The following is a 14,348-nucleotide window of genomic DNA, read 5'->3' on the forward strand; positions in this document are numbered from 1 at the left end:
GAGTGAAGACGGCAATCTCCACTACGCCCGGAGGTCCATTCACGATCAACAACCGGTAGCAGGCGTGTCACCAACCTCCCGGCCGAGTACATCTAGCGCGGGAAAGATGCTGGTGAGTTGGCCTCGAAGGCGGTTGATCCGCCGGGTGCGGTCTGCGTTGAGGTCGGCGCGGCGGTCCGTGAGGATCCGCAGCTCGATGACCTGTTCGTCGTCGGGCTGCAGAATCGTCGGATCCCATCGCATCCGGGCCTGATCGGCGATGGCGGTGGCGTCCTTGGCGTCGTCTTGCCCATGCTGCGGTAGCCGGCGGATGCCCGCGTCGTAGGTGTGCACCGCGATCTCCTGGAGTTGGTGCCGGGCAACAGCACCGCAGGTCTGCGGCGACTGCGACGTACCCCACCACGTCCAGCAACCACGATCCGGGCCGGCCTCCCGCAGTGCGTCCACCAGCTGCTGCGTCGAGGCGGCCAACCAAGCCAGCAGCGCCTCGCGCTCCCGGGGCGCAGCCGGACCCTCCGATACGGACTTGGCCGAGGCACCAGGCCCCGCGGCGATGGTGGCGGCCCAGGAGCGGCGCCCCTCACCCAGATGCTGCACCAGATCGAACAGCGTCCACCCGGGGCAGGTTGGCACCTGCACATCGAGACCCGGCGCGGAGGCAACCGCGGCACGGAACGCGGTCGACCGTTCGTCGATCAGTCGCAGCAGGGCATCGAACTCAAGTGTCATTGTCACGCCGCCTGTCTGTCACCGCGTTCCGGCCATCGGACGCCGAATTTCACCGCCGCCGCGGCGGACGCGCGGTAGGCGCCGCGCGCCCTCGGATGACGCAGGTTCCGCCCACAGCGGGCGAGCCCCAGAAGGCAGAGCCCCCTCTCCCCGACGTCAGAGCCAGACGCAGCGAACCGAAGAGCGAGACAGAACCAGCGTCTGACATCAAAAGCCGGTTCCGGCACATACCTTGGGGAGGGGCAGCGCGGCGAGATGCCGGCTTTCCCCAAGGAAAAGCGGTCAGGTGGCACGGAGCCGGAAGTGCAGCAGACCGCTGACGCCGGCAGGAACAGGCCTGCCCTCCGGATCGGTGACCGCACTCACGGCCAGGCCGGCAGCCGTGGACAGCTCCTCGAACTGGCCCGGCGCATACCAATGCATGACCCAAGGACGCTCTACGACCGTGCTGTCTGAGCCGTGGTGCCGTTCGTAGCGCAAAAGCGTCGTCTGTGTCCGAGCCGCCTCGTCACGTTGCTCGGCCACTACGGACACCCGAAGCTCGGCCCCATCGGGTGCGGCAGCCGCACGCACCCGGCCGATCTCACCGGCCGCAGTGGGCGCAGGAGTGAACAGCGGCACCAGGGCGGTGCCGCCCTCAGCCAGGTGCGCGCGGATACCGCGCAGGGCAGCAAGCGCCGCGGCATCATCAGGGAGCAGAGTGAAAGTCGGCCCGGCAAGGAAGACCGCCCGGTAGCGGCGGGGCAGCCTCAAAGCCTCCATACGCTGATGGAACACACTGACACGGATACCTAGTTCGCCTGCCCGGCGCCGCAGACGCTCCAGCATGTCCGCGGAGGAATCGACGCCGTCGACCTCCAGGCCCCGCCGGCGCAGCTCGAGCAGAGGATCACCGTCTCCGCACCCCAACTCCAGCGCCGGCGCCCCGGCCTGCTCAATGAACGCCGCGTAGGGCTCGGGGTCCTGGGAGAAGGACTTCAGCGGTCCGTAGAGCTCCGCAACGATGCCGGTATAGAAGTCAGCTGGATCCACGCCCGTCACCCTACGCACCCCCTCCCCCACATTCACTCGTATATCGAAGGGGCGGGCCACCGCAGCAACGTCATCCAGCGGAGCGGTTACGCATTCCACCCGGCGGCAAAGCTGCCGTTTCATCTTTTTCGATGCGGTTCACGGCATCACCGGAGCAGCCCGAGTACCAGCACAGGATGAGCCCGCCTGCCACGGCGCCGAGATCCCGAAGCAGGTGACACACCAAGCCGCCTGAGGCCGGGCAACCGACCGGCGTCACCCGCCCCGCCCCAGACAGGGGGCGTGGGACCGAGATGTCTTTGCGATCTCCTCCCGGAGCGATCGTCCGGTGTCGTCGGGGATCCCCTTGCCCGGCTGCCGCGAACGTGCCGGACCGGTGGCGGGCTTATGCCGCACGAAGGCTCATCCACCCCTGGCCGAAGCCGTGGTCGAACCCGTCAGGAGCGGTTCCCAGTGCAGGCCGGCGCCCACCCCCCGGTGGGAACCGCCCCGCGACTGCGTGCACCGGGCCCCGAACTCCCGGCACGGACACCAGGAGACAAGTAGCCCGCCGGCAGCTTTCAGATCTTCGTCACCGCAGTCTTCTTCGATGGGCGCGGCAAGGGCGAGGCTCTGCTGAGGCGCCCGTACACCGTCGACCTCGGCACGCCGAACATGCCGCGATCTGCTGGACGGTCTTCTCCCGCTCGCCGTAGAGCCCTTGAGCGAGTGCTGCGGCCTGGTCCGCGGTGAGCTTCGGCCGGCGCCTGCCGACCCGGAGCGGGCCCGTGGGAGGTGAGTGAGGACTTCGCATGCCTGAGCCCACACCTGCGGAGTGATCTGCCTCACAGGCTGTCACAGCGATCCGTCGCGCGGTGTCTTGAGGCCGACCCCCTTGAGACACAGGAGACAGCATGACCGAGAAGACCGAGGCGGGAGTGACCGGCAGCGGATACGCGGGTGCCGGTTCCCGTCAGCCCTCCGGGCGCCGTTCCACTCAACTCACCGGTAGCGAGCGAGCCGACAGGAGCAACTCATGAAGCACCGCATCGTCGTCCTCGGCGCCGGCTATGCCGGGGCCTACGCGGCCGGGACCCTGGCCCGCCGACTGTCCCCGGCGGACACCGAGATCACCGTGGTCAACGCCGAGCCGGACTTCGTCCAGCGGCTGCGGCTGCACCAGCTCGCGGCCGGCCAGGGGATCGAGGCTCCACAGCTCGCCGACGTCTTCACGGGCACGGGGATACGGCTGCGCCTGGCCCGTGTCACCGCCCTCGACCCCGACCGCCAGGTCGTCGCCGTGGCCGACGCCCACGGCGCCGGCGACCTCGGCTACGACACGCTTCTCTACGCACTCGGCAGCCACGTCGCCGACCACCACGTCCCCGGCGTCGTCGGACACGCCTTCGACGTCACCGGCCGGCCCTGCGCGCTGCGTCTGCGCGAGCACCTGGACAGCCTGAGCAGGCGGGACGAAGGCGGGAGCGTGCTGGTCGTCGGCGACGGGCTGACCGGCATCGAGACCGCCACCGAGATCGCGGAATCCCGGCCCCGCCTGTCGGTGACGCTTCTCGCCCGCGGCAAGCTGGGCGCCCCGCTCTCCGCCGGAGCCCGCAGCCACCTGCGCCGGGCCTGCGACCGGCTGGGCATCACCGTCCTGGAGCACACCACCGTCGAAGCCGTCGAAGCGACGCGGGTGCTGTGTGCCGACGGCACCGCCCTGGACTGCGACGCAACCGTGTGGACGGCCGGGTTCGCGGTCAGCCCCATCGCCGCCGCCGGCGGGCTGGAGGTCATCGAGAACGGCCGGATCGTCGTCGACCGCACCATGCGATCGGTCTCGCACCCGAACATCTACGCCGCCGGGGACAGCGCCTACGCCATCGGCGACAACGGCCGGCCGCTGCCGATGTCCTGCGCTTCGGCCGGCTACACCGGCATGCAGGCCACAAACGCGATCGTGGGACGTCTGACCGGCCGCAAAATCGCGCACACCAAGCTGCTCTACCCGGGCAACCACATCAGCCTCGGGCGACAGGACGCGATCCTGCAGATGGTCGACGACGAAGCGCAGGCAAAGCCGAAGTACGTGGGCGGCCGCAAGGCCGCGCGGATCAAGGCAGGCATCCTCAAACTCTCGCTGTGGACCACCTCGCACCCGACCTTCGGCCTGCCCCGGCGCAAGCGCCGCCTGGCCGCCGCGCCGGATCCGTCCGCCGACAAGACGGTCCGACCACTGGCAAACGAAAGAGCCATCCATGGCTGAGAACACAGATGTCGTCGTGCACACCTGGCCCGAGGGCAACCACCGCCGGCAACCGCTGCAGGCCACGCGCGGGGCGCCGGCCCTCGCGGGGCGCGCAGCCCGACCAGGCATTCGAGGGAGAGACCGAGAGATGACCGACCACACCACCGACCTGGCGACCGACACCTTCATCGCCCACCGCAACCTGCTGTTCACCGTCGCCTACGAGATGCTCGGATCGGCTGCCGACGCCGAAGACGTCCTCCAGGAGACCTGGCTGCGCTGGGTCAAAGCCGACCTGGCACAGGTGAGCGACCAGCGGGCGTACCTGGTGCGGATCACGACCCGGCAGGCGCTCAACCGGCTGCGCACCATGAAGCGCCGCAGGGAGGCGTACGTCGGCCAGTGGCTGCCCGAGCCGCTGCTGACCACGCCGGACGTGGCCGAGGACATCGAACTCGCCGAGAGCATGTCGATGGCGATGATGCTCGTCCTGGAAAGCCTTTCCCCGACCGAGCGGGCGGTGTTCGTGCTGCGCGAGGTCTTCGAAGTCGACTACGACGAGATCGCCGAGGCCGTCGGCAAGACCCCGGCGGCCGTACGGCAGATCGCGCACCGCGCCCGTGGGCACGTCGACGCCCGTCGGCCCCGCCGGACGGCCTCTCAGAGTGAGACCCGGGCGGCACTGGAGTCCTTCCAGCGCGCCCTCGAGACCGGGAACCCACAGGACCTCCTCGACGTACTCGCCCCCGATGTCGTTCTGCTCAGCGACGGCGGCGGCGTCAAGCGCGCCGCACTCAGGCCCGTCATCGGCGCCGAGAAGATCGTCCGCTTCTACCTCGGCGGCTCCGCCAAGGTCCAGGCCACGATCACCTGTGAGCCCACCGTGGTCAACGGCTGCCCAGCGCTCGCCATATACGTGGGCGGCGAGCTCGACGCCGTCATGGCCGTCCGTGTCGAGGACTCCCGCATCACCGGCCTCTACTTCGTCCGCAACCCCGAGAAGCTGACCCGCGTCACCTCCGAGACCCCGCTCACCCTGCGATGACGCGGGCGGCTCGGAAGCACCGTCGATCGCCGCACACCACAAGGGGGACCACACCATGACCAGACAGATGACGGCCGGCGCGCCGGGCGGCCTCACCTTCCTCAGGACCGCGACAGCCCTGCAGACCCTGACCCTCCTCTTCCAGACGGTCACCGCGGGCATACTGCTGACCTCGTCCCACGGCTATCCGATGCACGACGCCGGATCGAAGGTGATGTACGCAGCCGCCATGCTGTACGTGCTCGCCGCGATCCTGGCCTGGCGCCCGGGCGGCGGATCCCCCCGCCCCGTCCTGTACGCCACCGGCTTCCTCCTCCTCGCCTCGGCGCAGGTCGCGCTGGGTGTCGCGCACATGCCCTCGTTCCATGTCCCCCTGGGCGTGGTGATGTTCGCCCTCAGCACCCTGGCCCTGGTCCGGACACTGTCCCCGCGCCTGCCGCAACACCCCGCCGCCAAGCCGTAGCCGCCACCCGGTGAACCCCTGCGGACGGCGATCCCGACGGTGAACCCGACGGTCACGAGAACCGTCCCGGCAACGGCCGCCGGGCCCAGACGCCCGGTCTGACTCCGGACCGTCATCGCCGGCGTCGCCCCGCGGCAGCGATCGTGTCGCAATTTCGCAGCCATGCCCGGGCCCCTGGGGCCCGCGATCTCACGAACGACCAGTTCGCACCCATATCAGAAAGGCAGGACACCCCATGTCCGTTCGATCCGTGCTCACCGTTGGCGCCGCCGTCCTGATCGCCGGTCTCGCGTTCGCCGAACCGGCCGCCGCGGACCCCTCACTCCAGCCGGTCGCCGCAAGCCTCTACACCATGAGCGTCGGCCGGGTCGGAGCTTCCCTGTCGGCACTGGCCGGCCTCCTCGGCGCGGTGGGCGGCGGCCTGGCCCTGACCCGCCCCACCAGGCAGGGACACGTCGTCACCTGGGCCCGGCGGAACGGAGCTGTCACGGCTCTCGCGGCAGGTCTGACCGCCATGGCCGTCGGCGGGACGGTGGCGGCCACCGCCGACGGCGGCCTCGGCACCGGCAACGGACTCGGCGGCGCCTACTTCGCCATGCTCCTGGGCCTGATCGCCGTCACCCTCGGCTCACTGGCCCGCTCCCGTTCCCGTTCCCGCCGAACCCGCTGAACTCAACCGCCAATCCCCAGCAAAGCCCCATACGGAGTCGGCGCGGCGCGCACCGCACCGGGCCCGGACACCTGAAGATCCCGACGACTCACATCGCCCGTGCACCCCCACCCCCACCTCAACCACCCGAGGCGAGCTTGCGCCAGCGAGTACGCAGATGGTTACGCCGGTGGCGCAGGCCTTCGGCGGGCTGGTCTTTCGTCACAGAATGATCAACTTGCGCCAGAGGCCGTCTTGTTACCGCCGAAATCAGCCGGTCCGAGAGATCCAACCCCGGTCCGCGAGTTTGCGCAGCTGCCCGCGAACCGGCTGCACCTTCGCCGTGTTGTCTCCCTGCCCAGCGCGACCGTGACGTCCCTGACCATCACCGGACCGTCCGAACTGGCCACGATCTCCATGATCCGCCGGTACTGCGGGGCGAGGACCTCCACCCCCATGCCCTCGACACGGTCCGGCACCAGCCGCATGGGCGGCACTGCGTACGAGTTCGGGGCTGACGGCTCCAGATCTGCCGGCCTGATGCCGGCCCTTCAGCTTGCGTCGGTGCCCCTGGCTCTGACGGTGATCCGCGCACAGTCGTACCCACCAGCCCCAGGCGACGGGTTGTAGGTGATCGTGAACGTTCGCCGTACGTCGCCGAAGCGGTCGGAGTACGTCACCTCGGACGGGCTGGCGCGCTTGGGCTCGGCGGTGATGTCGTACGTACGGAGGAAGTCCTTGACGCTCGAGTCCTGGCCGTTGCCCACCTCGTACCGGAGCACCGCGGTGCCGTCCTTCTCCACCTTGGCGTACGTCGGTATGTAGTAGCGCCCCGCGGGTTGATGCTGATCGTGGTGCATCCCCGCCTTGCGCTCGACCGCCTCCTGCGGATCGTCACCGGCCGGCGTGAGCAGCGCTACGGCCGCCCAGGCGATCGCGCCGAGCGTCCACACCGCGCACAAGGCCAGGAACCACACCAGCCACCTGCGCCGGCGCGGCCTCGTGAGGCCCGTAGGCGTACTCACCCGTTCCATGTGCGCACTTCGCTCTGCCCGCCCATGTCGTACTCCTTGGCCTGACCCGGCTGGTGGAGCCTGGCCATTTGGGCGTCCGACACGTTGCCCATCGGGGGTACCGGAGTCGCCTTGTTCGCGTCCCAGTTGTAGCGGTCGTACACGTGGGTCTGGTAGCGGATCGTGGTCTTGGGCTCGCCGTCCGGGCCCGGGACGACATCGACCTCGACTTGGGCGACCGTGTTGTAGTGGAAGGAGCCGACCGCGTGATACCAGTCGGGGTCCTTCTCGGCGGTCCAGCCCTGCCAGCCGGTCTGCTGGACGTACTTCACGGGCTTCCCGGTGCGCTCGTATTCGGCGAGGGCCTGCGCCTCCCAGTTGGGGGCGTTCTCCGCGGGCTGGGCCTCCACGTTGCGATTCATGTCCGGGAGGTCGCCCATCAATGCGTCCACGTCGATGTCCAGTGGTTCCCCGGTGTTGGACAGGTGGTGCAGCATGTGCTTGGCCGAATGCGGGCCGCCGAGCACCGCGGGAGAACCCATGGCGAAGAAGCCCATCTTGTTCTTGATGGCACGGTCCTCATCGGTGGCCTCGCGGTGTTGTAATCGCCGGAACCCTTGTCGGGCGGGGGTGGCGGGAGCAGCACTCCGCCCGCACCGGAGAAGACCCGGTTCAGGTGATGCGTTCGAGTTCGTAGCCGGTGTGCTCGTTGACGTCGGCGGCGTAGCTGAGGGCGGCGGTCACGCGCGTGAGGAGACTGTCCGCGTTCTCCTGATCCTGCCGGGCCGCCCCCGCGCTGTCCGGGTCGTTGGGCGGGTAGTCCCGCTCGGGGATGGTGACGCCTCCGCTGTCGTGCAGGGTAAGGTCCTTCGACCGGGCCATCTCCTGGGCCTCGTCGAGCCAGGTGCGGGCGAGCTCGAACCCTCTCTTCGCCCGCTTCGAGAGTGGTCGCAGCAGCCTTTGACTCGCGGTGTGCGAGGGTCAATTCGTCGTGCAGTACGGACAGTTGGACACGGGCCATCATGGCGCCGGGCCCGCCCAGACGAAGGGCAGGTTGAGCAGGGCGTTCTGGGCGTGCTCCCGGGCCTCGGTGGCCGCCGCGGCCAGGTCGGCCCACTCGCCGGCCGCCCGCGACCAGGCATCCGGACGTACCTCTTCCAGCTCCCCGACCGCGATGTTCTGCCGCTCGACCGCATCGGCATGCTCGTGGTCCTGGCCCTCCGGCCGGTCAGTGAGCGTTGCCATTACGCATCCCCTCGAGCGAAGCGAGGATCGCCTGGAAGTCCTGCGCCGTACGCTCTTCTTGAGTCGTGTAATTCGTGTGCGTCTGGCCCATCTTGTCGGCCAGTGAGCGGCATTGCTTTGCGAGGCGGGTGATTTCGTCGTCCCAGTCGCCCGTAGTCGATTTGAGCATGCGTCCGCTGGTCAGCATGGTGTGGATACGCGCTGTGGTGTCGGATTCCGCCAGGCCCTTGTCCGCCTTCTCGAGGATCTGTGCGGCCAGGTCCAACTCGTCGGCCATTTTGCCGAGTTCGGCGTTTCTCACGCCGTAACCGTTGTCGTCGGCGCCGCCGGCCTGGGTAGCGGGGGCGCTGCTCGGTCCGGTGGCGACTCCCGGGCCGGTGCCGGCCGCCATGGCCTGGATGCCGTTGTAGTTGAAGCCGGGGTCAGGGTTCGTCCCGGGTGCGGGATTGAAGTCGCGGCTGTCGGTGGGGCCGTCCGGGCCGGGCATCTGGTGTGTCTGGTCCGCCGGTTGGGAGTTGCGGGAGCGGGAGTCAGGGCCGGCGCCACGGAATCGGGCTCTGTACTCACAACTTCCCCCTGTGTCGACGCGGGCCCGCTGTGGGGCAGCACGCTTCAACGACTGTGCGATCACTCGTGGTTGGACCCTAGCCGCTCGGCGTCACGCCGACCAAAGGGGCCTCGTCATCCTGATTCCTGCTGGTCAGCGGTGCCGGCGTGCCGTCTCGGCGGGGATCTCGTGATGGTCGGAGCGGAGATCATTCGCACGTGATCGTCCGTCAGGGTGACTTCCGCGGTTCCCCGGGTGCGGGCCTCGGCTTACCGCATGGCTTCGGCAGATGGAGGTGGCTCCGCTGGAGGCCGCCGAGGTCGTCTTCGGGCAGCGGGCGGAGGCAACCGACTGCGGACGACAGCCGTCCGGCATCATCGAGCCGGAGCCGGAGCCGGAGCCGGAGCCGGAGCCGGTGGTGGCTGGTCCGGGTGCGGGTGGGATGCTCGTGGGATGCGGCTGGTGCCGGACAGAGCTTCTCCGGCAAGCACAAAGCCCATGGCCTGATCCGGATCTGCGCGGTCAAGCCCGGCCGGTCCAGCGAGATCACCGCGGCCCGCCACAACAAGATCACCGGCCGTCTGCGCGAGGCCGCACTCGGGCCCTTCTCGGGGCTCTGGCCGACCTCGGCTCGTCGGCCTGAAGAACGATCCGTGATCATCACCGGCAGCAAGGCCACCGCAACCACCGCCTCACCGACGCCGAGAAGGAAGCGAACCCCCTGCTCAACCACGAACGCAACGCCGTCGAGCACGGCCTCGCGAACCTGAAGTCCTGGCCCGGGCGGGACGACGCTTCCCAACCAAGATCCGCATGAACGCCCGGCACGCCACCACCCTCCTGCGCGCCCCGCTCGTCCTCGCGAACACCGAAGTCCACAAGGTGACAGACGTTCTCCCGAAGAAGATCACGCCCCTGACCGGCGCGAGTACACCGCAGCCGCACACCAGCCCCGTGACCTGCGGAGTCAGGATGAAAACTTCTCAATGCGTCCGTCCTGAGATGCCCAAGGCATACTGCAACCACGCCCGCCCGCCACGCCGTTGGGCACAACGGACTACAGGTCGAACTCGATGTGCTCGATGTCGGTGAAGCGGACCTCCTCCAAACTGCCGGCGCGGCGGCCGCCGTCCTGGAAGTACACCTCCCTGAGCGCTTCGGCGGCGATCTCCTGCAGCCGCTGGTCGGTGACGCCCTGCTGCTGAGCGTCGAAAAGGCGGGCGGCGTACTGCGGCGGCAGCGCAACGGTCAGGTGCCGCAGGCGGGCGTCGTCCGTCGTGCCGACCGGGGCGGTGTAGCCGATCCGGGCACGGGCATCGATGACGATCCCGCCGGTCGTTGCCGCACGTTCCTTGGCCCTGGCGCGGATCTGCGGCTGCCACCGCTTCCTCACCTCGGCCTCCAGGCGCGTGGCAAGGTCCGGGCGGGGCCTTTTGATCTGGTCCTTCACGTAACGCTCCACGGTGCGCTGGGAGATACGCAGCATCTGGGCAACCGCCTTGGTTCCCTTGAACTGCCTGACCAGGTAGCGCATCTGCGCGGGCGCACTCTTGGGGATCGGGCGCGTGAACGCCTTCTGCACCGCCTGGTCCAGGCCATCCCCGAACAGGGTCATCGACTGCTACTCCCCATCGTCCACGTTGGTGACCTCGCCGGTCTTGATGTACCGGGCGAGGTTGAGTTCAGGTGCCTCGAAACGCTCGCGGACGCCTTCGCCCCACAGCACGCTCTGCGTGCCCTCCCACTTCACCAGGCCCGGGTTGATGCCGAGCTTGAAGCCGCCCGGAAGGGGCTTGTCGTCGCGGTAGGGCAGGAAGTCCAGCGGGCTCTCGCCGTCGACCGCGTACACGACGCAGTCGGAGAGGATCGCCACCGGGTACTGCCCGGTGAACGCGGCGTGCTTGACGATCTTCCGGTGGAGGTTGACCCTCGTACGGGAGATGACCGCCGCGCGGATGTCCGGCCGCCACGTCGGACGGGACAGCGCCCGCCACGGCTCACCGGGCCGCCAGCCCTCGCCCCGGGGCCGCTCGCGCAGCTTGCCCAGGCCTCCCTTGACAGTCGCCTTGATGGCGTCCACGACGATCGCCAGCTGCGGGTCACGGCTTCGCCAGCCGTCCATCGCCGCGAGGAAGTCACCCGGCGACAGGTCGGCGTGCACGCCGAGGTCGGCCATCGTGGCGAGGTAGGCGTCACGCAGCCGGGTGTACCAGGCGTCCAGGTAGCGGCCGTTGTCGTCACGCACCCACGCCTCGATCGGCGCGACGTCGTACCCGAGCTCCACCGCGTACGCCACCGTCGGCGTCGCGTACCAAGCCGGTCCCTCGGGGCGCTCGCCCTTCGGCGTGAACGGGCTGGGCAGCAGGCTGCCGTCCAGGTCCGCCCACTTGTCCTTGGCGACCTTCACCCGGGACAGGTCGACGTGGGACAAGTCGACGAGCCACGCGCCCGGCAGCTTCGCGTCGAACACCGGCTGCTTGATGTATGTCGGCTCGCCGAGGCCGACGACCAGGCCGTTGGCTCCGGCGGCGAAGGCCATGTTCACGTCGATGCCGACCAGGTTGCGGCACATGCATTCGGCGTCGGTGAGCGGGCGCGCCCAGTCGTACGCCTCCTCGAACAGCTTCTCTCCGGGGCCGCGGACGAGGAAGCGCGGCAGGTCCTTGAGCAGCGGATGCCCGTCGGGGGCCTCGCACGGCGCCGGGTCGACCGGATGCTCGCCCAGCGAACCCGGCGTCTTGGTGTCCGACTTCCGGAACTCGCCGGTCACTTCGTCACGAACGGCGTGGGTCGGCGGGTGCAGCGCGGTCATCAGCTCCAGGCCGGTCACGGCAGTGGAACCCCGCGGCGTCATCACCCGGGACGCGAACACGCCCAGAACCCGGGCCAGTTCCGCCGCCGGAAGCTGCCCGGCCTCGCCCCAGTGCCGGGAGTCCAGCGCGTGCCACGACGGGATGCACAGCTGCACGCAGGCCCGCTCCGAGCCCTGCGCCGGACGGTAGATCCGCGCCCACGGCCCGAACCCGCGCTTCGTCAGCTTCCACTCCGCGCGGACCAGCTGCTTGACGACCTTGTGGCCCTCCGGGATCCGCCCGGCGAGCTTCTCCTCCTCGGTCAGGGCGACCGGCAGGCCGTAGCGCTCCAGCGCGGACTCGGTGAGCACAAGCAGCGGGTCGGCGTCCTTACCCGGCCCGGACAGCTTCGGCTGCCCGAGCCCGGCCTCCTTCAGGGTCCAGTCGACCAGGGACGGCAGCGACTTGGCGGGCACGTCCAGGACCAGGCCGCCGACGCAGTACGCGAGGACCTGGCCGTCGTCGTCGACGTCGACGACCGCGAGCGGACCGTTGGCGAAGCGCGGGTCGACGTCGCCGGCCGGAGTGTTCGCCGGGACGGCCGTCCGCGCGCCCGGGCGGCGCGACGTCGTCGACGGGCCGACTGCGCGCGCCGGACGCGACGCGGGGGCCGGGACAGCGGTGTTGGCGGTAGGGCGGGCCCGGGCGTTCTCGGAAACAGTCATGGTCGCGGCCTCGGGCGCCGGGGCTGCGGAAACGGTCCGCGCTTCCGCCGCAGGGGCGGGCGTACCGGTGACCGTGGCCGGCTCCGCAGCCGGGGAGGCCGTCTCCTCCGACGCGGGGGTGGCGGGGTACAGCTCCGCGAGCTGCTTGAGCATCCGCGCGTACGCCTCCCGAGCCGGGCCCCGCGGCTCCGCCTTGGTCTTGCTTGACTCCCAGCCTGACACCGTGGCCCTGCGCACCTCCAAAGCGTCGGCCACCTCGTCCAACGTCAGGCCGTGCGCCTGACGCAGCCGCTTGCGCTCCTCCGGGGGCGGCAGCGCAGAGCGGGATGCGACCAGCGCGTCGACCGCGTCGAACAACTCGGACATGGAACACCTCCTGACCGACACTCTAGCCCCATGAACCGTACGGATCGCGTACGTTGGCCGTACGGATTGGGAGCGAGCCGGGTTCGAGGAGTGGGGTGACGTTTCGCGTGGACGGCGCTGCTGTCCTGTGGGCATGTGGACCGAGGGGCGTACCGCCGGTTGCTCGTCATGGGTCCTGATCGCCGGCTCTATGAATGCAGCGAGGTGCCGTGGGAAGCCAGGCCCGAGGAAGTCGCTGAGGCAGTGTGGCACCACTACAGCGATGCCCCGGACGGGTCCTAATCGCCGCAGAGCCGTCGTTGACCTGCGCGGCACACACGGCGACGCGGTGCGGCTGACCCCGGAGGTTCCGCTGTGCAGGCAAGGCGTACGCGATGGCGACCAGAGCAAGCTTGTGCATCAGGTCCATTTCCTTGGGGGCGGAGCCTCGTTTGGCCACCGCTCGCAGCACCGCACGCCGCAGTCGCAGGGTGCGGATCTGCACCTCCAGGGCGTCGGCGTGTGCGGCCGCGACCTCCCGGTCCAGCACCTGCCGGATGACGGCAAGGTCGAGCCCCAGGTCACGCAGGGTGCACACCAGGTCCAAACGCGCCAGCGCGCCGATGTCATAGAGCCGGTAGCCAGCCGGGGTGCGGTCTGTCTGCGGCACGATCCCGGTGTCGGAGTAAAACCGGATGGCCTTGACCGTCAGCCCGGTGCGCCGGGCCAAGTCCCCGATCGTGAAAAGCGTGTCGCCGTCCACTCCTGAACTCTCACGCCTCCCCCTACGGGAGACTCAAGCCCAGTCTCCCCGCTGGGTGGCCCATCCACAGATTTGACAGTTGCTCGGAGCCACCACCCCAACCTGCAGGTGCTCAAAAGAGGCCCGCTCCACCGCTCCAGTGTTGCCAGTTCTCATCGACATTTCCGAACCGAGTGATCGCTAAGTGCTGCCAGAAGCCGTCGATAAACGTGGCCCGCTCTCACCTACGAAACCACGCCGACAACGGTCCGGGCACCGTGCCGATCAACGCCGATCCCAGGGCCGGAGCCGACCGAGCAGTTCGGGACGCGACGGCCGCGACAACGACACTATTCCGTCCCCCGCGTGCCGAGCGAGGACAACCGCTCTACTCGCTTCGGCCGCCACCACTGGACCGACGAACGCACCAGGAAGTGGCTCGCCGGATGCCGTCGCCTGCACCGCTGGGACTACCTGCAAGTGGCCGACCACATCCTTGAGTTCCTCCCCCGCGAGCCGTTGCACGACCATCGTTCGACCGAGGACGGCAGTGGGGGGGACTCGAAGCCCAGGACACCTCCAGCCGCCGACGCCCGTGTGCTTGCCACGCCCGGGACCCCGCCCGAGCCTGCTCTGCCAGCAGCTACCTCGGACGGGTCAAAGGACGCCAGAGCAGGCATGGGTGCGATGGCAGCCCATCATCCGGAATCCGGCCATCTCCGCCAGCACACCCAGACATTTCGCCGTTCCCCCCAGGACGTACCGATGCCGCCCCCGTCGCGGGTGGTCGAGGG

At 69.4% G+C, this 14,348-nt stretch carries 13 protein-coding genes and 3 pseudogenes; 5 read left to right on the forward strand and 11 right to left on the reverse strand.

Annotated elements, in window-relative coordinates:
• Positions 1 to 90 precede the first annotated feature (90 nt).
• The 3 genes and pseudogenes from ADL12_RS51430 to ADL12_RS36230 form a co-directional block, all read right to left on the reverse strand.
• Positions 91 to 282, reverse strand: a pseudogene (locus ADL12_RS51430) (IS110 family transposase); the annotation flags it as partial.
• An 87-nt stretch (positions 283 to 369) separates the two neighbouring features.
• Positions 370 to 729 (reverse strand): annotated as a pseudogene (locus tag ADL12_RS36225) (maleylpyruvate isomerase N-terminal domain-containing protein); the annotation flags it as partial.
• 282 nt (positions 730 to 1,011) lie between these two features.
• Positions 1,012 to 1,761 carry a class I SAM-dependent methyltransferase gene (locus ADL12_RS36230; RefSeq protein ID WP_062710912.1) on the reverse strand — a complete coding sequence of 250 codons (750 nt, stop codon included), beginning with the start codon at positions 1,759 to 1,761 and terminating at the stop codon, positions 1,012 to 1,014.
• Positions 1,762 to 2,654: 893 nt separating this feature from the next.
• Here ADL12_RS36230 and ADL12_RS57865 point away from each other — a divergent pair.
• The 5 genes from ADL12_RS57865 to ADL12_RS36250 all read left to right on the forward strand — a co-directional run bounded on the left by ADL12_RS57865 (position 2,655) and on the right by ADL12_RS36250 (position 6,166).
• Positions 2,655 to 2,780, forward strand: coding sequence for a hypothetical protein (locus ADL12_RS57865; protein WP_279617184.1), 126 nt, complete (start codon positions 2,655 to 2,657; stop codon positions 2,778 to 2,780).
• Positions 2,777 to 4,006 (forward strand): NAD(P)/FAD-dependent oxidoreductase, encoded by a 1,230-nt coding sequence (locus ADL12_RS36235; protein ID WP_062710599.1) that lies wholly within the window; start codon positions 2,777 to 2,779, stop codon positions 4,004 to 4,006. Before ADL12_RS57865 ends, ADL12_RS36235 begins: the two co-directional genes overlap by 4 nt.
• A 130-nt stretch (positions 4,007 to 4,136) precedes the next feature.
• Entirely contained in the window at positions 4,137 to 5,033 is an 897-nt protein-coding gene (locus ADL12_RS36240) for an RNA polymerase sigma-70 factor (RefSeq protein WP_062710603.1), read from the forward strand.
• 55 nt (positions 5,034 to 5,088) lie between these two features.
• Positions 5,089 to 5,496: a hypothetical protein gene (locus ADL12_RS36245; RefSeq protein WP_062710606.1), complete on the forward strand. Its 408-nt coding sequence runs from the start codon at positions 5,089 to 5,091 to the stop codon at positions 5,494 to 5,496.
• Positions 5,497 to 5,731: 235 nt separating this feature from the next.
• Positions 5,732 to 6,166: a DUF6223 family protein gene (locus ADL12_RS36250; RefSeq protein ID WP_062710609.1), complete on the forward strand. Its 435-nt coding sequence runs from the start codon at positions 5,732 to 5,734 to the stop codon at positions 6,164 to 6,166.
• Positions 6,167 to 6,696: 530 nt separating this feature from the next.
• On the opposite strand, the gene ADL12_RS36260 is transcribed toward ADL12_RS36250, so the two are convergent.
• The 8 genes and pseudogenes from ADL12_RS36260 to ADL12_RS36300 form a co-directional block, all read right to left on the reverse strand.
• Positions 6,697 to 7,122, reverse strand: coding sequence for a hypothetical protein (locus ADL12_RS36260; RefSeq protein ID WP_062710615.1), 426 nt, complete (start codon positions 7,120 to 7,122; stop codon positions 6,697 to 6,699).
• 44 nt (positions 7,123 to 7,166) lie between these two features.
• On the reverse strand, positions 7,167 to 7,715 hold the full coding sequence (locus tag ADL12_RS36265; RefSeq protein WP_062710618.1) for a hypothetical protein: 549 nt from the start codon (positions 7,713 to 7,715) through the stop codon (positions 7,167 to 7,169).
• A gap of 115 nt (positions 7,716 to 7,830) precedes the next feature.
• Complete coding sequence (locus ADL12_RS36270) at positions 7,831 to 8,040, reverse strand: hypothetical protein (RefSeq protein WP_062710621.1); 210 nt, start codon at positions 8,038 to 8,040, stop codon at positions 7,831 to 7,833.
• Positions 8,041 to 8,178: 138 nt separating this feature from the next.
• Positions 8,179 to 8,403 carry a hypothetical protein gene (locus tag ADL12_RS36275; protein ID WP_062710623.1) on the reverse strand — a complete coding sequence of 75 codons (225 nt, stop codon included), beginning with the start codon at positions 8,401 to 8,403 and terminating at the stop codon, positions 8,179 to 8,181.
• Positions 8,387 to 8,890, reverse strand: coding sequence for a hypothetical protein (locus ADL12_RS36280; RefSeq protein WP_062710626.1), 504 nt, complete (start codon positions 8,888 to 8,890; stop codon positions 8,387 to 8,389). Before ADL12_RS36280 ends, ADL12_RS36275 begins: the two co-directional genes overlap by 17 nt.
• Positions 8,891 to 10,007: 1,117 nt before the next feature.
• On the reverse strand, positions 10,008 to 10,565 hold the full coding sequence (gene tpg / locus ADL12_RS36290) for a telomere-protecting terminal protein Tpg (RefSeq protein WP_062710632.1): 558 nt from the start codon (positions 10,563 to 10,565) through the stop codon (positions 10,008 to 10,010).
• Between the two features lie 6 nt (positions 10,566 to 10,571).
• Positions 10,572 to 12,833 carry a telomere-associated protein Tap gene (tap, locus tag ADL12_RS36295; RefSeq protein WP_062710635.1) on the reverse strand — a complete coding sequence of 754 codons (2,262 nt, stop codon included), beginning with the start codon at positions 12,831 to 12,833 and terminating at the stop codon, positions 10,572 to 10,574.
• A 385-nt stretch (positions 12,834 to 13,218) separates the two neighbouring features.
• A pseudogene (locus ADL12_RS36300) lies at positions 13,219 to 13,575 on the reverse strand (helix-turn-helix domain-containing protein); the annotation flags it as partial.
• Between the last annotated feature and the right edge of the window lie 773 nt (positions 13,576 to 14,348).

Source organism: Streptomyces regalis (genome assembly GCF_001509475.1).
GTDB classification, from domain to species: domain Bacteria; phylum Actinomycetota; class Actinomycetes; order Streptomycetales; family Streptomycetaceae; genus Streptomyces; species Streptomyces regalis.